Here is a 20,889-nt window from a genome sequence, read left to right as displayed (position 1 = left end):
TCCTATGCCAGCGCCATCAGGCGATTGAGCGACTTGTGCGCAGCGGCCACGACCGCCGCCCTCGTCGTCAGCACCAGCTCGCTGTTCCGCACCACCGCGCGGCCCTCGACGAAGAGGTCGCGCACTCCTGCAGGCGGCGCGAGCACCAGCCCCGCCACCAGATCCCACGCTCCGGCAGAGGCGACCGTGCCCATGTCCCACACTGCGCAATCGGCGCGCTTGCCCGGCGTCAGGCTGCCAAGGTCATGCCGTCCCAGCACTTGCGCCCCGCCCCGCGTGGCAAGCCTGAGCGCCTCGCGCGCGGCAAAGGCCGTCGCCCCATGCGTCACCCGCTGCAACAGCATCGCCTGACGCGCCTCGCCCAGCAGATTGCCGGAATCGTTGGAGGCAGAGCCATCGACTCCAAGCCCCACCGGCACGCCTGCATCGACCATCGCCCGCACCGGCGCGACGCCCGATCCAAGGCGGCAGTTCGAGCCCGGACAATGCGCCACTCCGGTCTTCGTCCGCGCAAACAGGTCGATCTCTTGCATGTCGAGCTGCACGCAATGGGCATGCCACACGTCCGGCCCGGTCCAGCCCAGTTCCTCGGCATACTGGCCGGGACGACAGCCGAACCGCTCAAGACTGAACGCCACGTCATCGGCATCCTCGGCCAGATGGGTGTGCAGCATCACGCCCTTGTCGCGCGCCAGCAGCGCCGCATCGCGCATCAGCCCCTGGCTCACCGAGAAGGGAGAGCACGGCGCCACCCCCACCCGCACCATCGCGCCATCGGCAGCATCGTGGAACCGGTCGATCACCCGCACGCAGTCGGCCAGGATCGCATCCTCGCGCTCTACCAGGCTGTCCGGCGGCAACCCGCCCGCACTTGTCCCCACGCTCATGCTCCCGCGCGTGGCGTGAAAGCGCAGGCCGATGCCTTGTGCCGCGTGGATCGTATCGTCCAGCGTCACCCCGTTCGGAAACAGGTAGAGGTGATCCGAACTCATCGTGCAGCCCGAAAGCGCCAGTTCCGCCAGCCCCAGCTGGGTCGCGGCGAAAACGTCGTCGGGGGTATAGGTCGCCCAGATCGGGTAGAGCCGCTTGAGCCAGCCGAACAGCGAAGCCTCGGTCGCGCCCGGCAGCGCGCGGGTCAGCGTCTGGTACAAGTGGTGGTGGGTGTTCACCAGCCCCGGCGTCACCACGCAACCCGCCGCCTCTATGATAACATCGGCATGGCCCGCCAGCGGTGCCAGCTCGGCCGTGGTCCCCACCGCCAGCACCACCCCGTCGCGCATCGCCACTGCACCGCCCGCAATCTCGGTGCCCGTCCCAATGCCGTCATCGTCCATCGTGGCCACGACGGCGGCATTGCGGATCAGCGTCAGAGCCATGTCAGCAAGCGCCCCTCACTTGGGCGGCGCTTTCTCGTAACGGTCCCAATGTCCGGTGATCTCGTCCACCACCTTGCCGCCCACGAGATAGAGCGCCTCCAGCGCCGCGGTCATCCCGGCATAGCCCTGGTTCTCGCTCAGCAGGTAACCTGCGGGATCGACGCCCGGCGGCGGCATACTGAAATTGCTGGCAGAGCGCAGCACCATCACCCGGTCCCGGTCGGCGCGGCCCACGCGGGTCAGGTATTCGATCGACTGGAACGTCCCCGTCTCCTCCATGGCAGAGGTGACGAACTCGCCTTGTCCCCGCGTCCAGAATTTCGTCCAGTCGTTGGCCCAGGCGTTCATCTTCGCGCCGTGCCAGAAGGTCATCGCCGCCAGATTGTCGCCCTTCAGCACGAACGGCGGCTTTTGCGCGTTGGGATAGCCGGTGAAGGCCTTGCGCGCCGTGGCAATCGCCGGATCGTCGGGCAGCTTCATGTCCTTGGTCAGCGCGAAGGCCCATTCCTGCAACGCAGGGTTGAGCTCGAACATCTCGCCATTTTCCGGCGGCAGCGGCGTCGGGTCCATCGGCCCCTTGCTGTGCAGCGCGAAGTAGCCGCTCTTCCACCCTGCCGGAATTTCACGCGCATCGATCTCGTGCGCGATGTCACCATCGATCAGGTAGCGCGCCCATGCGGCCGAGCCGACCGAGGCATCCTCCGGATCGATCCCGGCAATCCCCGCCACCAGCCAGTAGGCCTTCGACAGGTCCAGCCGGTCATCCAGCCCTACCGCCAGCGCCGCCGTGGCCGACTTGATCGAGCCCATCCCCGTCACCATCGCCAGCACGCCGGTCTGCGGATCATAGGCAAGGTCGTGCCAGCCCTGCGGGAACGGCAGCGTCACAGAAAGCCCGCGCCGCTCCTTCCACAGCTGGAACTCGCCGGGCTTGTCGCCGCTGTCCTTGCCGATCTCGAACATGGTGACGACCACCACCCGCACCGGCAGCTTGGCCGCGCAAGGCCGCGCCGGAACGCAGGCCTTCACCGCCGCAACGGTCGCCGCATCGGCCACTGGCGCAGCATGGGCAGGCAGCGCTCCGGCCAGCAGGGCCGCAACGGAAAGCGCAACGCGCGCTATGGTTCGCATCATGTCTGTAACCTTGAAAGATTGCCCGGTTGCGAGGGGCGGCGGGAGGAAACCGCCCCTCGCATTCAGACCAGTCGTCAGAACTTGTAGACGACCGAAGCCTGCCAGCTGCGCGGACGTTCCGGCAGCGCGATGGTGCTGCCGAACAGTTCGGTGAAGTTGGCGCGGAAGTACTTGGCATTGGTGGCATTCTTGACCACCGCCCGCAGCAGCCACGGACCCGTGGTGTACGACAGCGAGGCGTCAACCAGCGTATAGGCCGGCAGCTTGACCGCCTGCGACTGGCCCGAGAACACTTCCGGCACCCGCGTGATGCTGCCCGCAACGGCCAGCCCGTTGTCGAACGAATAGGTCGCGGTGGCCGAGTAGAGGTCTTCGGGGATGCCTGCGCGGCGCGACTGTTCCTTGTTGGTGATCAGCACGAGGCCGATCGGCTGGCCGCCAAGGTAGAGCGCCGGGTTGCTGACATTGACCAGATCCTCGATGCCGAAGAAGCTGAACAGCACGCCATTGCCGAGCGCCGTCAGGTTATAGACCTTGGTCTTGGTGTAGTTGGCGGTGATCAGCAGGTGCCGGTCGACCGACCAGCGCACTTCGGCCTCGATGCCCTTGGTCTCGACCGCCTGGTTGGTGACGATCGCCTGCGCATTGCGGTCCACGCGGGTCTGCTTGTACACCGAAACCGCGCCATAGAGCCGGTTGTCGAGGAACGAGCCCTTGATGCCGCCTTCATAGAGCTTGGACGCGCTGATGAAGGTGCCTGCGGCCACGTCGCCGGCATAGATCTCGGCACCCTGCCCGGCGATCACGGTCGACTGGCGCGATACGGTGAAATAGGGGATCAGGCCGAACGGCGTCTTGTAGTTGATGCTGGCCGACCACGACCAAGCGCCCTTGCTGTCCTTCGCGCTGGCCGCCGAGGACGGGTCTTCCAGCTTCGCCGCAACGTCTGCCGTGGTGACCGAGATATGGTCATACCGCGCACCCGCCGTGATCCCGAGACCGAAGTTGAAATCGAGATCGGTCAGGAACGCCGCGCCAAGGTCGGTATAGTGGCCCTGGTTGTACGAGGTGTAGTCGCAGTCGCACTCGGTCGAGAGCAGGCGATCCGACAGCGGGGTATAGCCCTTGGTCAGGTCGACGCGGTGGAAGTACTCGTAGTTGAAGTCGTCACCGTGCTTGAACTTGGTGTAGCGGATCGACGGCGAGGCCTGGAACGAGAACTTGCCCATGTCATTGGTGAACGACTTGGCGATGACGATGCGGTCCTCGATCGCATAGGAATCGTGGAATTGCGAGAACCCGTAGGCGTTTTCGTTGAGGTTGGTGTAGCCGTCGTAGAAGAACTGGTTCTTGATCTCCAGATCGTCCCCGCCATCGAAGATCAGGTCGAAGTAGAACGTCTTGGCCTTGTTGTTCAGCTTGTCGTTCGGGCCGGTCAGCGTGTTGCGGCGGTCAAGCTTGGCCGTGCCGACATTGGTCAGCGCAAGGTAGGGATAGGCGCTGGTAAAGCACGCATCGGTAAAGCCCGAGGCAAAGACCGAACCGCCGCCGCAGCCGAACGTGCCGAACTTGGAGAAGCCGCCGGGGCTCACCGCGTTGATTTCGGCCTGCGACATCTGCCCGTCGCCATCGGTATCGACCGGCTGCGCAGAGCCTGTGATATAAGTGCCGTTGTCGACCAGCTCCTGCGTCAGGCGGTTCCAGCCACCGTTCTGCTGGCCCTTGAAGTCATGGTACATGCCGCCAAACTCGAGCCGCAGGTTTGGCGTGATGTCGGTATCGAACGCCGCCTGCAGGATCGTCTGCCTGGTGCTCATGTTGCGGTAGTAGCTGCCCGAATTCTCGACTTCGGCATAAAGGCTGTAGCCAAATTCCTGCGTGCCGAGATGGCCCGGACCGCGCAGGTCTGCCGAAAGCACCGCCTTTTCCCAGCTCCCGGTCGTGAAGGTCAGCTGCCCTTCGGGGCTGTCCATGTACTTGCCGCTGGCCACGCGCGCAGACTTGGGCACGAAGTTCATGTAGCCGCCGGTCTTCGACGGTCCATAGATCGGCGAGGCGGGGCCGCGCACGATGTCGATGCGGTCGGAGGCACCGATCGGCGTCGGGTAGTTGCCGGGGTTGTCCAGACGGCGGATGCCACGGAAATAGACTTCGCCGGGCGTGCCGCGAATGTCGAGCGCGCCGCCTACGCCGAAGAACGAATTGGTGAAGGTGCCGGGCGACTGGGCGACGAGATCGTAGATCTCGGTCACGCCGAAGCGCTCCATCTGCTCCTTCGAGATCGACGAGGCCGAACGCGGCGTTTCCACCAGGTTCTTGTCGAAGCCGAAGATCGAGCCGACGTCCTTCAGCGGCAGCGCATTGAGCGAGCCGGTGACGACGATCTCTTCCTTGGGCGGCTCTTCCGCATCGGCCGCTTCCTGCGCAAAGACAGGCGTGGTCAGCGCGGTGCAGGTCAGGAGGGCAGCAAGGCCCTTCATCAGGCTGCGGCTGCGAAACGTGGTGTTGGCTGCGAGTGTGATCGGGTCTTGCATTGTTTTAACCCCCCTGGACGCTTTTGGCGCTCCGTCTTCCCCTTGAAGTCCGGACGTCGCCTGGTTGAACCGCGCCTCTCCCTCATTCTTTCGTGCTGTCGTCCCTTCGATCATGCCGCGCTGCGGCGATGAATACGCAAGTCGCGCACGTTGCTTGTTCCCCGGCGCCCGCCTCGCTGGCCTGCGCCGTCAATTCTCCCCTGCCGCGCGCGCCAGCCGCACGGTCTCGTAAGCGGCAAAGCGCTGCTCGAGATCGGCCTGAAGGCGCGCTTTTTCGTTTGCAGACAGGAACTTTGCGCATGAGGGCGCGGCGAGGTCGGCGCACGCCGCCACCGGCTTCAGCCCCGCCACATCGGCCCACAGCGCCTCGCCCGGCAGGAATGCATAGTGCAGCCCTGCCCGTGCGATTTTCTTCAGCTCGGCATAGCCCAGCCCCTGCTCGGTCACCGCGCGAACGTATTCATTGGTCATGTCAGAGCGCAGCACGCCCTGATCGTCGGTCGAAAGCACCACCGGCACGCCATGCGCGCGATAGAGGTTCAGCGGATGGTCAGCGCCCTTCACGCCAAGGATCACGTCGTTGCTCGAAAGGTTGATCTCCACCGCCACGCCCTCGCGCGCCATCCGCGCCATGGTCGCCTCGGCGTTGTCCTCGAAGGCGATGCCGGTGCCGTGGCCGATGCGCTTCGCGCCTGCTGCCACCGCCTGCTCGATATGGTCGCGCAAGTCCTGCGGCGGCACGAGGCCCAGCGTCACCTCGCCTGCATGGAGCGTCAGCTTCACGGATGGATGCTTCTTCGCCAGCAGGCGGATCATCGCCATGTGCAGCCTGTAGTCACGCCGCGCTGGGTAGGCGTCCTCAGGCATGACGATATTCACGCCGACAAAGCGCGGATCGGCCTCGACCATCAGAAATCCGAGGATCAGCGAGCGATAAACATATGTCGGCGGCAGCGCGCGCATCGCCTGGAACAGGTAATGCACTGCCACCTTGCACCCCGGCTCGGCGCGTGGCGTGCCGCAGGCCATCGCCTTCCCCGCCTCGGCCTCGTCGGCGTCCAGCTCCTTGCGCGCCGCCGGGATCAGCGGCGCCAAGGCCTTGACCTCGGCGGCATAGCGCGCCTCCAGCCCCGCCGCGTCCAGCTCTCCCGCAGGCGCAGCGGCAAAGCTCGCGGAAAGCGTGGTCGTGTTGTGATCCAGCTCGAGGTAGGAAAGATTGTCGCCCGCCGCGATCCGTCGCGCCGCCGCCAGCATCTTCGCGTTCTCGCCCGCAATCGGCCCGAACCGGCTGAATGAACCGAAGAACTGGTTGTGCCCGCTCACGTCGTTGCGGCCGACTCCGCGCTGCCAGCCGCGCGTGGACATGGCATTGACCAGACGGTCGTAGCCGAATTCGTCAGCAACCGAAAACCGCGCAATGGTGCGCTCCGCCGGGCACGGCGGCGGCTCCACGCTGAGGCCATCGGCCTTGACGCAGAAGCCCTTGTCGCCCGCCCATTCGAGAAAATCCTCGGCATAGATCGCACCGCCCAGATGATTGTGCAGGTCGCCACCCTTGGGCATCCCGCGCAGCAGGACCCGCAGTGCGGGCGGGCTCGCCCTGGCCTTGTCGATCAGCGCCGCAACCGCCGCCTCGCGCGCCGGATCGAGCGGCAGCGTCTCGGCCAAGGCCGGGGAAATTCCCAGCGCCAGAACGGCAAAGACAGCTGCGCCGCGCATGTGCGCACGCCAGCCTGCTGCCGTCTTGACCCCTGCCATGTCTGCGAACCCTCCATCGCGAAAAATGCGATAGGTTTTGCCTAAGGACTTGACCTGATCCACACAAACGCAATGAATCCCACAGGCCGTTGCAAAAATTAGGTAGGGTTAAAGGGGTCAAGTCCGGTGCCAGCATTCTCCCGCTTCCTGCGCTATTTCCTCGCGGTCGGCCGCCTCGGCTCGATCCGCAAGGCGGCGGACGAGCTCAACGTCTCGGCCTCGGCGATCGATCGCCAGATCCTCAACGTCGAGGCCGAGATCGGCATGCCCCTGTTCGAGCGCCTGCCCACCGGCCTGCGCCTGACCTCTGCGGGAGAGATCATGATGGCCGCAGGCGGGCGCTGGCAGAAGAGCCTTTCCGAAGTGCGCGCCCAGATCGAGGACTTGCGCGGACTGAAGCGCGGCCACGTTGAAATCGCGGTGATCGATGCGCTGGCCAAGGGCGTGATCCCCGCCGCGATCCAGGCAATCCAGAGCCGCTACCCCGGCATCACCATCGATGTGAAGGTCACCGGCAACGATCAGGTCCGCCGCATGATCGCCAGCAACGAGGTCGATTTCGGCATCTTCTTCGATCCCGAATCCTTCCGCGACATCACCGTGCGCGCCTTCGTAGATGTCCACCTCGGCTTCATCACGCCTGCCGGCCACCCCTTCGGCCAGCAGGCCGAGGCGCGCTTTTCCGCCTGCATCGGCTCGCCCGTCGTCGTCCCCTCCAATGCACTCGCCGTCCATCAGCAGATCGCCGTGCTCGAAGGCACCACCCGCGCCACGCTCGACAAGAAGGCGACGAGCAACAACATCCAGATGATCACGTCGCTGGTGCTGCAAGGCGTCGGCATCGGCATCCTCACCTCGCTGGACGTGATGACCGAAGTCCGCGCAGGCCTTCTCTCGTTCACCCGCATTTCCGACCCCGTCCTGCGCCCGATGACGCTCGCCCTGTGCACCGCCACCGCCCGCCCGCCGACTTACGCGGCCGACATCGTGCTGGGCGAAATGCAGACCGCCTTCGGCCAGCTCGCCTATCCCGCCGCGATGAGCCCGCTCGGGGCGTAACACCCCATCGTCATTACGAGCGAAGCGAAGCAATCCAGAGCGTCCGCACGCGGCAGGTCAGGCAAAACCCAAAAAGACGTGGGAACGGCGATTGCCCCACGCCGCTCCAGGCGATACCCCGCGAATCTTGTACATCTGCCAAGGTATCGTCCGGTCATGCCCGATTCCGCGACCACTTCTGCCGCTCCGGTGCTCAACTACATCGCTTACGAGGACTTCCTCGCCAAGGTACGCGGCCTTTCGCGGACTTTGGCGGCTGACAGCTGGAAGCCCGATTTCATCATCGGCATCGGGCGCGGCGGCCTCGTCCCGGCGGTCTATATCAGCCACGAACTGCAAGTGCCGATGCTCTCGATCGACCATTCCTCGAAAGTCCCCGGCTTTGCCGACGAGCTGCTGGGCAAGGTCGCGGGCAAATCCGCCGATGGCACGCGCCTGCTCTTCGTTGACGACATCAACGACAGCGGCGGCACCATCGTCTATATCCGCAAGCTGCTGGCCGATTTCGGCTGCAACAAGGAAAACCTGCGCTTCGCCGTGCTGATGGACAACTGCCGCTCGCAGGCCCGCGTCGATTACACCGCCGAAGTGATCGACCGCGCCCAGGACAAGCGCTGGTTCGTGTTCCCGTGGGAAGCGGTGATGACCGCCGATACGCTTGCCGAAGAAGCACAGGCCGTGCCCGAGCGCCTGGCCTAGACGCGAAAGCCCTTCGACACCGCCCAGACCAGCGCGGCGATCACGGCAAGCCCGATGAGCGCCCGCAGGGGTGACCAGCGCACCCCGTCCACGCTCTCGCCCGGCGCCAGCTCGCGCTTGCCGGTGATCATCGGGCTGACGAGGTCACGGCCGACGAGGAACTGGTAATAGCCGATCGCGCAGACGTGCAAACCGACCAGCCCGAGCGCCAGCTTGAACGCGATTTCGTGGATCTCCGAAGCCTGCCGCCCCGCATCGAAGCTGATGTAATCGGCCAGCGGACCTGACTCCAAACCGTCCACATCGACCGCGAACAGCCCTGCGCCAACCAGCGTCAGCAGCACCAGCAACAGCGCCGCCACACTCCACCCGCCCAGCGGATTGTGCCCGTCGGTGGCATGTTCGTCGCCCGCCTTGCGTACATAGGCGATGACTTCGCGCGGGCCTTTCAGGAACTGCGCAAACCGCGCGGTGCGCGATCCGACCAGGCCCCAGAACAGGCGGAACAGCAGCAACGTCAGCACCAGCAGGCCCGACTGCCGGTGCCAGTCCATCTCATGGTTCTCCCCGCTCCACCACGAAAAGCAGAACAGCCCCAGCAACGACCAGTGAAACAACCGCACCGGCACGTCCCAAACCCGAACCTTGCCCGTCGCAACTTCAGTCACAGATCGCCCCTTCGTTCCGCACCGGATCAATCGTCGGCGCGGAACGCCTTGTGGCACCCGCCGCACGTGCCGCCAACCGCCTTGAACTGCGCGCCCACCGCAGCCGCATTGCCGCTGCCCGCCACGGCCACCAGCTTGTCCGCCTCGGCAATCAGCTTGCGCGCATGACCATCAAACGTCGCACGGTCGGTCCAGATCGCGGGGAGCGCGTCGGTCTTCACGCCCGCGCCGGGGCCGGTGCCCTTGGGGAACAACGGGCCTTGCGCGCGCGCCATCGCGGCAATCGTCCGGGCCGCGCCCACCATCCTGGCCTTGTCCGCCCCGCCTGCCAGTTCGTCCTTGATCACCTTCATCGCCCCGCCCATCTTCTTGAAGTTCGCCTGCCGCGCCGCAATCGTATCGGCGGGAGATGCGGCGATGGCGAAAGACGCGCCAGTGGCAGCAAGGGCAAGGGCAAGAACGGCGGATCGGATCATGGGTCGGGTTCCTCGATAGAACGGGCAGATCAAAGCGGCTTCAGCGCCAGCGCGGAAGGCGGCTTTTGGGGAAAGACCTTGGCATAGACCTCGCGCACCGTGGCAAGGCCACCCTCGGCCATCGTCTCCGGCGTGCGGCCAGACTTGTCGGCAAGGTCGGTGCGCGCGCGCCTGGCGGCAAGCAGGCGGAGCATCCGCTCAAGCCCCGGATGCCACGCGCCGCCCAGCACGCGGTGCAGTGCGGTCATGCCGTTGGCATCGGCAAACGTCACATCGGGGGCGAGCGTCAGCGCATATTCGAGCGCATCCGGACTGCGGCTCGAAGCGGCGGCGAGGAGGACGTTGGTACCATTGTCGAGCACCGCCCCGCGCTGTGCCCCTGCCTCTATGAGTTGCCGCATGGCCCCGGCCTGCCCCCCTTCTGCTGCGGAGATCAGGGGGGGAGTTGGAGATTTGGGCGGCGGCGCCACGCCAAAGTTCGCCTCGGTCACCCAGGTGATCCGCGAAGGTCCGGTCAGGCCATTGGCATCGGCCCCGGCGCGCAGCAGCGCCGCCACCAACGAACCCTGCCCCGCCGCCGCGGCAACGTGCAGCGGGCGGTTGCCGTTGCGGTCGATCTCGGCAAGGTCCCAGCGTTCACGCGCCATCAGCAGCTCGGCCGCCGCCCAGTTCTTCTGGTAGAGCGCCAGTTGCAGCGCGCTGGTATTCTCCGGCCCGCGATGGCCCAGATCGGCGCCCGCATCCACCAGCAGCGCCACCGCATCCACATTCCCGCCCGCGATGGCGAAGAACAGCGGCGTGAACCCGGCGGGCGTCACCCGGTTGACCTTGGCCCCTGCCTTGACCAGCAGCGCCACCGCATCGGCCTTGCCCGCCGAAGCCGCCCACATCAGCGGCGTCTGCCCGCGCGGATCGGGCGCATCAGCCTTCGCCCCCTTGGCCAGCAGCGCCGCCACAGTCTCAGGCGGTGCAAACCGCGCGCAGAGTGCCAGCGGCCAGGCCCCTTCCGCCCCGGCCCTGCGCGGATCGGCACCGGCCTTGAGCAGCGCCGAGACAATCGCCGGATTTCCCCGCTCGCAAGCCAGCGCCAGCGGCGTCAGCCCGTTCACATCGGCAAGGTTCGGTTTCGCGCCCGCGCCCAGCAACGCTGCCACCAGCGCCAGGTCCTGAACCTCGACCGCGCGGGCAAGCGGGCTTTCGCCGTATTCGAGCGGCGCATTGGCATCGGCCCCGCCCGCCAGCGCGGCCTGCAAGGCCGCCGCATCGTCCGCCGCGATGGCCTCGGCCACTGGCGAGGCGCCTGCGAGCAGCAACCCGGCGACAAGCTCAAGCATCGGCGAGGCCCTTCAATGGCCCGCTGCTGTCTCCGAACTTCGTCGCCGGCACGCCCAGCAGGTTCAGCCCGGCCAGCATCAGGTCCGACATCGACGTCCCCTGTGCCACGGTCATGTGCCGCCCGCCCTGCACCAGCCCGCCGCCCACGATCACCGGCAAGTCCATGAAATCGTGGTCGTTCGAATCCCCGAACGCCGATCCGCGCAGCACCAGCATGGTATCGAGCAGCGATCCTTCGCCGTCGCGCACCTCTTTCAGCCGCTGCAGCATGTAGGCGAAGAAGCTCATGTGATAGCGGTTGATCAGCGCCAGCTTGGCCATCTTTTCGGGGTTCTTGCCATGATGGCTGAGCATGTGGTGCGAATCCGGCACGCCGATTTCGGGATAGGTCCGGTTCGAGATCTCGCGCCCGATCATGAAAGTGCCAACCCGCGTCAGGTCCGCCTGCAAGGCCAGCACCTGCAGGTCGATCATCAGCTTCACATGCGCGGCGAAGTCATCGGGAATGCCCGGTGGCGCCTGCATCGTAGTTCCCTGCGGCGCCGGTTCGCCTTGCGCCCGCTGTATCCGCTTCTCGATCGCGCGCGTCGCGTCGAGATATTCGTCCAGCTTGTGCCGGTCCTCCGTGCCCAGCGCGCCCGACAGCCGCGCCGCATCGTCGCGCACGAAATCGAGGATCGAGGTCTGCCGCCGCAGCTGCGCCAACCGGCTCGTCTCGTCCAGCGCCTCGCCATCGCCGAACAGCCGCTCGAACACGTCGCGCGGATTGGCGGTCACCGGCAGCGGCACCGTCGGCGTGGCCCACGAGATTCCGTTGGTATAGGCGCAGGAATAGTTGATGTCGCAACTGCCCAGCAGGCTCGCCTGATCGATGCCCAGTTCGAGCGAGGGAAGCTGCGTCGCGTCTCCCAGATGCGCCGCAAAGACCTGGTCCATCGACACGCCGCAGCGAATGTCCGGCCCCTCGGTCTGCTTCGCGTGCGTGCCGGTAAGGAACGCCGGGCACGAGCGGCCATGCCCCGCCGGACGATCCCCGAAGGCCGCCGCCTGCGGGTGGCCCAGCCCTGTCACGAACAGCAGGTCCTTCCGGAAAGGCTCAAGCGGTGAAAGCGTCTGCGACAGCGTAAACTCGGCCCCCGCACCCACGGGCCGGTACTCGGCCATGGTCATGCCGTTGGGCGTATAGAACACCTGCAACCGCTTGGGCCGCTGCGCAATGTCCGCCGCCTTCGCGCTCGGCATCATCGCCTCGAGGAACGGCAGCGCCATGATCGTGCCAAGCCCGCGCAACACGGTGCGACGAGACAGAGCAGGGCGGCGCACGATCATCGCTTCAACTCCGCCACTTTCAGCGCAGGCGCACGCCGCATCGTGAACGCCGAACTGGTCACGATCCCCCGAACGATGGTCTGCACGCGATAGTCCTCCTGCGCCGCCTTGCGCGCGATGGCGCGGACGGCGGGCATGTCCTGCGGCCCCAGCCCACGCGCGAGGGCATAGGTCATCAGCCGCTCGGTAAAGGCCTGCGCAAACTCGTCGCGCCGGTCCATCAGCACCTGCTGCAGCCCGGTGAACCCGGCAATCGCGCGGCCATCGGGCAGCACGGCGGTGTTGTCGATGTCCTGCCCCGCATCGACCGAGCGCCACGCGCCCACCGCGTCGAAGTTTTCCAGCGCAAAGCCCAGCGGGTCCATCTTGGCATGGCAGGCGGCGCACGTCGGGTTGGCGCGGTGCAGTTCCAGCTGCTGGCGCGCAGTCAGCTTGCGCCCGTCATGCTCGGCTTTGAGCGCGGGCACATCTGGCGGCGGCGGTGGCGGGGGCGAGGCGAGCATGTTGTCGAGCACCCACTTGCCGCGCTTCACCACCGAAGTGTGGTTGCCATAGGACGTGACGGTCAGGATGCTCGCCTGCCCGAGCAGCCCGCCGCGCATCGTTGCCGGATCAAGCCTGACCTTGCGAAACGCCGTACCGCTCACTCCGGGAATGCCATAGTGCCGCGCCAGCCGCTGGTTGAGGAAAGTATAGTCGGCGCGGATGAAATCGGTGACGGGCCGGTTGGCGCCCATGACATAGGCGAAGAACATCCTGGTCTCGGTCGCCATCGCGCTGCGCAATCGCGTGTCGAAATCGGGAAACTCGGTGATGTCCGGGCGCTGCTGATCGAGGTTGCGCAGGTAGAGCCACTGCCCGGCGAAGTTGTCGGTCAAAGCCTGCGCCTTTGGATCGGCCAGCATCCGCGCAATCTCCGCATCGAGCACGCCGGGCGCGCGCAAGCGCCCCTGTTCGGCCAGCGCCAGCAGCCGCTCGTCCGGGATCGAACTCCACAGGAACAGCGCCAGCCGCGTGGCCAGATCAAGGTCCGACACGCCATAGGCCGCACCCGAAATCCCCGTAGGGGGCGGGCTTTCCACCACGAACAGGAACTGCGGCGATACCAGGATCGCCTCCACCGCGGCCTCGATGCCCTGCTCGAAACTGGTTCCGGCCCTTGCCGCGCCATAGATCCGCAGCAAGGGCGCCACATCTGCCGCCGTCACCGGCCTGCGCCACGCCCGCCGCGCCAGCGAAGAGACGATCGCCTGCGCACAAGGCCCTTCCTCGGCCGCAGTGCGCGGACGGCACTGGAATAGCGCAGCCTGCTGCGGCGTGACCCCTGCGCCCTTGGCGTCATAAGGCCCCGCCACATCCAGCTGCAGCACGTCGCGCGGATAGTTGCGCTGCGAATAGCGCGGATGCATCCGCCACGAGGGCACCTGCACCGTGCCCGCCCGCTTGCCATCCACCCACACGTCCATCGGCAGCAGTTTCGGCGTATCCAGCGGCAGCGGCACGTAGTCGGTATCGTTGCGCAGGAACTGCACGCTCTCGTCCGGCCAGGTCTGGCGGCGGAACGAAACGCCGATGCGGTGCTCGCCCGCAGTCAGGCCCACGCGCAACGAATAGCGGTCCTCGACCAGCCGGTCGGTCTCGTTGTTTGTGTTGGAATTGAGCCAGGCGACGACATCGTAAAGCCCGTCAACCCGCGCGACATAGCGCACCGCCGTGCCCCCGCGCGAGGCCGGCGGCAGATCGCCTGCGCCAAACGCATCGACGGCGCGCTCGTTGAACGCAGGCACGCCGCCGTTCATCACCGAACCGTCCTTGGGCACCTGCCATGTGGTGACAAAGGCGCGCTTGGGCACCAGCCCCGTCGCCGCCCGCGCCACCTTGCCCGCCACGGCGACATAGCGCTCCATCAGCGTGGGCGAGACGCTCAGCACGTCGGCGATGTTGTCAAACCCGAAGCCCGAATTGTCGGGCGGCAGGGCGCGGGCAAGATCGGCCTGAACCCCCAGCAGATCGCGCACCGCATTTGCATATTCGGTGCGGTTCAACCGGCGCACCGCGCTGCGGCCGGGATCGGGATGCGCCGCCACATATTGCGCCCGCGCGCTGTCGAGCCATTCGACCACGGCGGCGCGCTGCGCAAGCTCCGGCTGCGGCTTGGAATGGGGCGGCATCTCGCCCGTCGCCATGCGGCGCAGGATCTTCTCCCACGCCTCCGCATTGCGACCATCGACAAGGTCCGACGCCTTGAGATCGCCCACGGAAAGCCCGGCGACGTGATCGAAATCGTTGTGGCAGCGCGAGCAGTACTTATCGAGCAGCGGCTCGACCATCGCCGCGCGATCCTGCGCGATAGCATCGGGCCCAATGACCCCCGGCTCGGCCCCGGATTGCGCGGACAGCAGCAGGCTCGATGCCGCCAGCAGCCCGCTCAAACCCAATGCGATACGCGCCCCTTTTGCCATTGCCGCGGGACTATCGGGCGGGGGTGCACGCGTCCATTGCCATTAACGGCACGAGGCGTAGCCATAAAGCGCGCACCCCGGCTCAAGGCCAATCGTACGCTACATCAGCCCGAGCTTGCCCCCGCCTTCGGCATAGGCGCGAAACGCCTCGAAGCGTTCAGGCGAAGATACGGCGGGGCGCATGTCCTCGCGGTCGCCCAGCCCCATGACCGCAGCACTGGTCTTCGAAACCTTCGCCCAGCCCTCGCCCGGCACGCCGGTGCGCATGAAGGCGAGCAGACGGTCCTGCCATTGCCGGACCACGCGCCCGTCGGCAGGGGTCCACGCCCGCTCGCCGATGCCGATGTTGCCGAAGACATAGGGCAGCTGCGAGGAGTGAAAGGCCCCCCAAGATTGCCCGCCTTTAACCGAGGGATAGGCGTGGCCGTAGAGATAGGCGAAAACCGGCTGCTGCGCGCTACGCGTGCGCTCGCGCGCCCAGAGCAGCAAGCCCGCCATGTAGCGATCGCGCGCGATCAGCGTGTTGGAGGCCACCGCCTCGGCTCCCGTGGCGTGCGGATAGAGCGCCAGCAGACGCTCGGCAGAAGCGCCATAGCGCGCCCGCACCGCCGCCTCGAACTGCGCGGGCGTGCGCACCGACGGGTCAATCATCTCCGCGCTGTTATAGCCCGAGATCAGCGGCACCGGGCTGGCCACAGGGCCGGTCGCCCGGATCGGATCGAACGGAATGACCTTGCCATCGACATTGGGCACGAACATCAGCCGCGGTGGACCACTGCTCGCGCCGGGAACGTAACGCGTCGCCTCGATCAGCGCTTCGGCGGGGACTGCGCGCATGGCGGCAATGGTCGTCTTGCCGAGCTTGGCAGCAAGGTCGGTCCCGATCTGCTCATTCTGCCGCAGCGGGGGCACGTCTACCGCCATGCTCGCCCCACTGAAGGCCACGGCCTTGTCGAAAAGGCCCTTTGCCATTGGCGAGACCATGAGGTCGGCCACCGAAGCCGCGCCCGCACTCTCGCCCGAGACGGTCACGTTGCCCGCATCGCCGCCGAACCTCGCGGCATTGGCGCGCACCCATTTCAGCGCGGCGATCTGGTCGAGCAGGCCGTAGTTGCCTGAAGAGCCGAGCGGCGATTCCGCCGTCAGCGCAGGATGTGCCATGAAGCCGAACACGCCGACACGGTAATTGATCGTGACGACCACCGCGCCTTTGGCCGCAAGCTTTGCCCCGTCATAGATCGGCAGGCTCCCCGCTCCGCCGCCAAAGCCGCCGCCGTGGATGAACACCAGCACCGGCGACCTGCCCGCCGCGCCTTTGGGACGCCACACATTGAGCGTCAGGCAATCCTCGCTCATCGGCGGCGCGGCGAGGAACTCTGCGGTATAAGGCCCCCACGGTGCGGGCACGCCCTGTTGGCACACCGGCCCGAACGCCGATCCATCGCGCACGCCCTGCCAGGGCTCTGCAGCCTGCGGCTCGCGCCAGCGGTTGGCCCCCACCGGCGGCGCGGCATAGGGGATGCCAAGGAAAGCCTCGGCGCCCCCGTTTACCGTCCCGCGAACCTCGCCGCCGCTGGTTGCGACGACGCTCTGGGCCAGCGCACCTTGCGAAGCGAAACACAGGGCCAGCGCCCCGGCGAAGCTTGCAATCCTCAACATGCCGCTCAGTACGCAAACGTTTCGCTGAAAGTGCGATAAGGCTCGGGCGGGCGTGCCTCCAGCTTCTGCGAGGTATCGGTGCGATAGGTGTTAGAAAGCACCGTGGCGGGGCCATCGACCTTGGGCATGAACACCGGCTTGCCATCATCGCCCACGTACATCAGGTCAACGTTGAAGGCATCGTCCTGCGCGGCGGCGGCAAAGGGGATCCAGCCCATGCCATAGGGTGCACGCGCCACTTCGAAGCAGTGGAAATGCCAGATCTTCCACTGACCGTCCTGCTTTATGAAGTCGATCCCGTACTTGAGATAGACGTTGTGCATCCAGACCTTCTTGCCCTGCACAAGGTCCTTCTCGAACATCCAGGCCGGCATGTTCTTGGCATGATCGGGCTCGACCAGCCCGGATTCCAGCCCGTTGACGATCCACAATCCCTTTGCGGTCTGGCCGTCACCGGCCACTTCGATCATCGGCGTGGTGATGTAGTGGAACACCAGCTTGCTCACCGGTGCCGGGCGACCCTGGTGATAGGACATGATCTTGTCCCAGTCGGTATAGACGCCAAGGTTGCTGTACTGCGAACGCACGTCGGGCGTGCCCTTCTTCGCCCAGAGCGGGATGATCTCGGTGTCGCGGAAGGCGTTGTGCAGATACATGTAGCGCGAGAACAGGTTCTCCACCTCGGCCCGGTCACGCGAGGTCTGCGCCGCGGCCCTGAGTTGCGAGACTTCGCCCTTGAGCGCGGCGATTTCGGCCGAAATATCTTCCTTGGCCAGCAGCGGAGATGCCATTCCCAGGCTGGCCGCGCCAAACGCCAGCATGCTCTTGCGCAATTGATGAATCTTCATGTTGCTCTCCCTCTGGCAGTTCGGTTCGCGGCACGTCTTCGCGCTCGCTGCTGCCTGGTACAAAAATAAGTATGTTGATTCTAAAATGGGATCAAGCACCTATTCACAAGCCTTGACGGCAAGATTGAATTAGTAGAATGTCCATTCCAATAGAGGGCGCCAGACCCTTTGGAGAGAGCGAAAGGCATGCGGCCCGCAATGGCCCGGCCCACGCCCTGTCCGATCTGTAAACTCGGCACGGAACCGAACCGCAGCCTGTGCCCGGCTAACCTAAAGCAACCCCGCCAGGAGGTGACCTGTGTCCAAGATCAAAAGAGGCGTAAGCCTCTATTCCTACCAGAACGAGACCTTCCAGGGTAAGATGACCCTTGAGGACTGCATCCGCACCAGCGCGGAACTCGGCGCCCGTGGCATCGAGATCATTGGCGAGCAGACCTTCTGGGGCTGGCCCGAATATGGCGCGGCCGATGCCGATGTCGAAAACTGGCACCGCCTGATCAAGCAGTACGACTGCACGCCCGTCAGCCATGACTTCATGCTCGACTACAAGCGTTACAAGGGCCGCATCATGCCCTTCGACGAGCAGGTCGCCAGCGTGAAGAGAGACATCGAATTCGGTGCCCGTCTCGGCATGAAGTTCATCCGCGCGCTCGTCTCGATCGCGCCCGAAGTGCTCGTGGCCGCCGCGCCACATGCTGAAGAGCACGGCATCAAGATCCTGATCGAAGTCCACGCCCCGCTGCACTTCGATCACCCGTGGATCGTGCGCCACGCCGAAGCCTTCGAGAAGTCGGGCTCAGATGCGCTCGGCTTCCTGCCCGATATGGGCATGTTCCTCCACGCGTTCCCGCCGGTGTGGAAGGAAAAATTCCTGCGCATCGGCGTGCCCCGGAACATCGCCGACTACATCGAGAAGGCCTACGCCGACCGCGTCCTTTCGGAATACGTCATCCTCGAAGTCCAGGAGATGGGCGGCACCGGCCCGGCTATCGCCATGGCCGAAACGCTGCGCCACAACGCCGCGTTCGAGCCCAAGCGCATGCTCGACTACATGCCGCGCATCCACAACATCCACGGCAAGTTCTACCAGATGATGGAAGACACCAACGGGGACTGCGTGGAACCCTCGATCCCCTATGACGAGATCGTCAAGGTCCTGCAGCAGGGCGGGTACGAAGGCTACATCTGCTCGGAATACGAAGGCAACCGCTGGATCGAGGACGCCGAGGAGCCCGACTCGGTCGAACAGGTGCGCCGCCAGCAGGTCATGCTCGCGAAGCTTCTGGGCGAAGCCGAAGTCCCGACGATCAAGACCTCGCCCACCGCCTCGGCCGACGCCGAAGCGACCCGCGAAGCCGCAGAATAAGGAAACCCCAGCGATGATGGACAACAAGATGATCGTCGAGGGCAGCCTCCAGTCGGAAGACGGCGGCTTTTCCTTCCTCGGGCGCCTGCCCTATTACCGCGGCCTCGGCCTCTCGATGATCGAGGACATCCAGGTCACCGTCGACGGCGAAGTGCAGTCGCGTGAATCCGTTCGCTTCAGCGTGCGCGGCAAGACGTACACGCTCGACGAGATGGAAACGGTCTATGATGACCGCTGGAACTTCGGCGAAAAGGCGAAGATCATCGTGCTGAACGGCGGCCTCGCCGCAGGCGATCACCAGATCACCTTCGCCGTGCGCTATCGCGTCTCGTACCTGCCCTTCGTCCCCACCACGAAGGACACCAAGGACCTCGCGCTCGCCGCCTGATCCACGAAACCACCAGACAAAAAAGGGGGCGGCGCGATCAATCGCACCGCCCCTTTGAAGTTAAGGAACTCTGGCTGGCAGAGCCCTTCGGGTCGCAAGGCGTGAATAGCCCAGGTACGATCCGGAATATGTGCGGGACTTCACACCTCGTGAAGATTTCGCTCACTCTCGTGCGTGATGATCTCCTTGGTCGGGAACGGCCCGTTGAGATAGACGATGGCGATGTTGAGGCAGGCGGCAAAGCTCACCCACACGAGGTAGGGCACGATCAGCCAGCTCGCCAGTTCCGAGAACTGCCGCAACGCCACGCAGAGTGCGAGGACCGAGAGCCACAGCGGCACCACCTCGACCAGCGCCCAGTCAGGCCGCTTGAGCGTGAAGAACAGTGGCGACCACAGGAAGTGGAACACGAAGTTGGCGGCATAGAGCATGATGATCACGCGACGCCCCCAGTCGTCGCTCGCACCTTCCCAGCTGAGCACCATGGCCCAGGCGGCAAGACCGAGGATGATCGTCCATGCCGGGCCGAACAGCCAGTCAGGCGGCTGCCACGCTGGCTTGCGCAAGTCGCGATACCACGGCCCGATCTTGGTCAGCATTCCGCCGAGTCCTCCGAGCACGACGGCCCAGACTACGGCTACGATCACATGTGTTTCCGGCATCACCAGCCTATGGGCTTCCCGCGTCACATGCACAACCGGCGATTTGGGCGCTGGTTCCGGGCCCTGCAGGCCGCTCAGCTGATCAGATAAGCCGACGCAAGCGAGGCGACGAAGCTGACCAGCGTGGCGATCGTCACCGGAATGGCGGGCTTGAGCCCCGTTTCCATCAGCAGGTCGAGCCGGCTGCGCATGGCCGTGGCGATCACCGCGATCAGCAGCAGGCCCTTCGATCCATTGAGCGCCGCGTCGCGAAGGTCTGCAGGCACCTGCACCATCGAATTGGCCAGAACCACGGCAAAGAACGCCACGATGAACCAAGGCAGCGCCAGCCGCTTCCAGATCGGATCGTCGCCCTTGCTCTGCGCGCTGCCGATGGCAAGCCCGGTCAGGATGACGACCGGCGCGAGCAGCGCCACGCGCGAAAGCTTGACGATGGTCGCATAGCTGCCAGCGCTAGCCGAAAAGGCATAGCCTCCGCCGATTGCCTGCGCCACGTCATGGATCGAGGCGCCGATCAGGAAACCGGCCTGGCTGTCGGTAAGGTCCAGGTATTCCGCAAGGATCGGGTAGAGCGACATCGCCAGCGCGCTGGCGAGCGAGACGACGACGAGCGTGATCGCGAACTGCGACTGGCTCAGCCGCTCGCGCCCGATGATGCCATAGAGCGCCATCGCCGCGCTCGCTCCGCAGATGGCGGTGGCACCGCCTGCCAGAATGCCGGTGTAGCGGGATTCGCCTACCAGCTTCGCCCCGGCAATTCCGGCCAGGAACGTGACGGTCATGATCGCCAGCAGCGCCGCGAAGGGCTGCGGCCCCAGCGATCCGATCTGCCCGAACGTCACCTGAAGACCGAGCAGCACCACGCCAAAGCGCAGGCAAGTGCGCGATGCGAAGTCGAGGCCCATGTGGCTGCGCGGGTCCTTGGCAACAAAGCTCAACGATAGGCCGATCAGCAGGCCCAGCAGGATGATCGGGAAGTGGTAGTGCTCGGAAAGCCATGCCGCTGCCGCTGCCGCGATCACGCAGACGGCAAGGCCGTGAAACACCGTCTCGCGTTGTGGGGCAGGCGCAGGCGCCAACTCTGCGAGGTGCATTTCGCCGAACAGGTCCGCCGCCGATGGCAGCGAAACCCAATC

At 65.6% G+C, this 20,889-nt stretch carries 17 protein-coding genes; 4 read left to right on the top strand and 13 right to left on the bottom strand.

Going from position 1 to position 20,889, the window contains the following annotated elements; genetic code table 11:
- Positions 1 to 2 precede the first annotated feature (2 nt).
- From IQ25_RS06305 to IQ25_RS06290, 4 genes are all read right to left on the bottom strand, one after another.
- Positions 3 to 1,376 carry an 8-oxoguanine deaminase gene (locus IQ25_RS06305; RefSeq protein WP_144903857.1) on the bottom strand — a complete coding sequence of 458 codons (1,374 nt, stop codon included), beginning with the start codon at positions 1,374 to 1,376 and terminating at the stop codon, positions 3 to 5.
- A 15-nt stretch (positions 1,377 to 1,391) separates the two neighbouring features.
- The gene (locus tag IQ25_RS06300; protein ID WP_246415649.1) at positions 1,392 to 2,510 is read right to left on the bottom strand and encodes a purine nucleoside permease; all 1,119 of its coding nucleotides are present in this window, start codon (positions 2,508 to 2,510) and stop codon (positions 1,392 to 1,394) included.
- 74 nt (positions 2,511 to 2,584) lie between these two features.
- Positions 2,585 to 5,044 carry a TonB-dependent siderophore receptor gene (locus IQ25_RS06295; RefSeq protein WP_144903855.1) on the bottom strand — a complete coding sequence of 820 codons (2,460 nt, stop codon included), beginning with the start codon at positions 5,042 to 5,044 and terminating at the stop codon, positions 2,585 to 2,587.
- Positions 5,045 to 5,233: 189 nt separating this feature from the next.
- Positions 5,234 to 6,802 carry an amidohydrolase family protein gene (locus IQ25_RS06290; protein WP_144903853.1) on the bottom strand — a complete coding sequence of 523 codons (1,569 nt, stop codon included), beginning with the start codon at positions 6,800 to 6,802 and terminating at the stop codon, positions 5,234 to 5,236.
- Positions 6,803 to 6,928: 126 nt separating this feature from the next.
- On the opposite strand from IQ25_RS06290, the gene IQ25_RS06285 reads away from it, so the two are divergent.
- Together IQ25_RS06285 and IQ25_RS06280 are read left to right on the top strand one after the other, a co-directional pair.
- Positions 6,929 to 7,861, top strand: coding sequence for a LysR family transcriptional regulator (locus IQ25_RS06285; protein ID WP_144903850.1), 933 nt, complete (start codon positions 6,929 to 6,931; stop codon positions 7,859 to 7,861).
- Positions 7,862 to 8,017: 156 nt separating this feature from the next.
- The gene (locus IQ25_RS06280) at positions 8,018 to 8,560 is read left to right on the top strand and encodes a phosphoribosyltransferase (RefSeq protein ID WP_144903847.1); all 543 of its coding nucleotides are present in this window, start codon (positions 8,018 to 8,020) and stop codon (positions 8,558 to 8,560) included.
- Here the strand turns inward: IQ25_RS06280 and IQ25_RS06275 are convergent.
- From IQ25_RS06275 to IQ25_RS06245, 7 genes are all read right to left on the bottom strand, one after another.
- On the bottom strand, positions 8,557 to 9,228 hold the full coding sequence (locus IQ25_RS06275) for a cytochrome b/b6 domain-containing protein (RefSeq protein ID WP_258536967.1): 672 nt from the start codon (positions 9,226 to 9,228) through the stop codon (positions 8,557 to 8,559). The genes IQ25_RS06280 and IQ25_RS06275 overlap by 4 nt on opposite strands.
- 26 nt (positions 9,229 to 9,254) lie before the next feature.
- Entirely contained in the window at positions 9,255 to 9,704 is a 450-nt protein-coding gene (locus IQ25_RS06270; protein ID WP_144903844.1) for a c-type cytochrome, read from the bottom strand.
- 29 nt (positions 9,705 to 9,733) lie between these two features.
- Entirely contained in the window at positions 9,734 to 11,038 is a 1,305-nt protein-coding gene (locus IQ25_RS06265; protein WP_144903841.1) for an ankyrin repeat domain-containing protein, read from the bottom strand.
- Positions 11,031 to 12,368 carry a DUF1552 domain-containing protein gene (locus tag IQ25_RS06260; protein ID WP_181447194.1) on the bottom strand — a complete coding sequence of 446 codons (1,338 nt, stop codon included), beginning with the start codon at positions 12,366 to 12,368 and terminating at the stop codon, positions 11,031 to 11,033. Before IQ25_RS06260 ends, IQ25_RS06265 begins: the two co-directional genes overlap by 8 nt.
- Positions 12,365 to 14,806 carry a DUF1592 domain-containing protein gene (locus tag IQ25_RS06255; RefSeq protein ID WP_258536966.1) on the bottom strand — a complete coding sequence of 814 codons (2,442 nt, stop codon included), beginning with the start codon at positions 14,804 to 14,806 and terminating at the stop codon, positions 12,365 to 12,367. Before IQ25_RS06255 ends, IQ25_RS06260 begins: the two co-directional genes overlap by 4 nt.
- Before the next feature lie 123 nt (positions 14,807 to 14,929).
- Entirely contained in the window at positions 14,930 to 16,489 is a 1,560-nt protein-coding gene (locus IQ25_RS06250; protein WP_144903835.1) for a carboxylesterase/lipase family protein, read from the bottom strand.
- 5 nt (positions 16,490 to 16,494) lie between these two features.
- Positions 16,495 to 17,337, bottom strand: coding sequence for a nuclear transport factor 2 family protein (locus IQ25_RS06245; protein WP_246415648.1), 843 nt, complete (start codon positions 17,335 to 17,337; stop codon positions 16,495 to 16,497).
- Between the two features lie 361 nt (positions 17,338 to 17,698).
- Between IQ25_RS06245 and IQ25_RS06240 the strand changes: the two genes are divergently transcribed.
- Together IQ25_RS06240 and IQ25_RS06235 are read left to right on the top strand one after the other, a co-directional pair.
- Positions 17,699 to 18,703: a sugar phosphate isomerase/epimerase family protein gene (locus IQ25_RS06240; protein WP_246415672.1), complete on the top strand. Its 1,005-nt coding sequence runs from the start codon at positions 17,699 to 17,701 to the stop codon at positions 18,701 to 18,703.
- Between the two features lie 13 nt (positions 18,704 to 18,716).
- On the top strand, positions 18,717 to 19,091 hold the full coding sequence (locus tag IQ25_RS06235; protein ID WP_144903829.1) for a C-glycoside deglycosidase beta subunit domain-containing protein: 375 nt from the start codon (positions 18,717 to 18,719) through the stop codon (positions 19,089 to 19,091).
- Positions 19,092 to 19,231: 140 nt separating this feature from the next.
- On the opposite strand, the gene IQ25_RS06230 is transcribed toward IQ25_RS06235, so the two are convergent.
- Together IQ25_RS06230 and IQ25_RS06225 are read right to left on the bottom strand one after the other, a co-directional pair.
- Positions 19,232 to 19,738 carry a TspO/MBR family protein gene (locus tag IQ25_RS06230; RefSeq protein WP_338113534.1) on the bottom strand — a complete coding sequence of 169 codons (507 nt, stop codon included), beginning with the start codon at positions 19,736 to 19,738 and terminating at the stop codon, positions 19,232 to 19,234.
- An 89-nt stretch (positions 19,739 to 19,827) separates the two neighbouring features.
- Positions 19,828 to 20,847: a YeiH family protein gene (locus IQ25_RS06225; protein WP_407070584.1), complete on the bottom strand. Its 1,020-nt coding sequence runs from the start codon at positions 20,845 to 20,847 to the stop codon at positions 19,828 to 19,830.
- Positions 20,848 to 20,889: the final 42 nt, after the last annotated feature.

Source organism: Novosphingobium taihuense (genome assembly GCF_007830315.1).
Classification (GTDB): domain Bacteria; phylum Pseudomonadota; class Alphaproteobacteria; order Sphingomonadales; family Sphingomonadaceae; genus Novosphingobium; species Novosphingobium taihuense.
The sequence above is the reverse complement of the archived record's forward strand: the minus strand, read 5'-3'. Positions and strand labels throughout refer to the sequence as shown.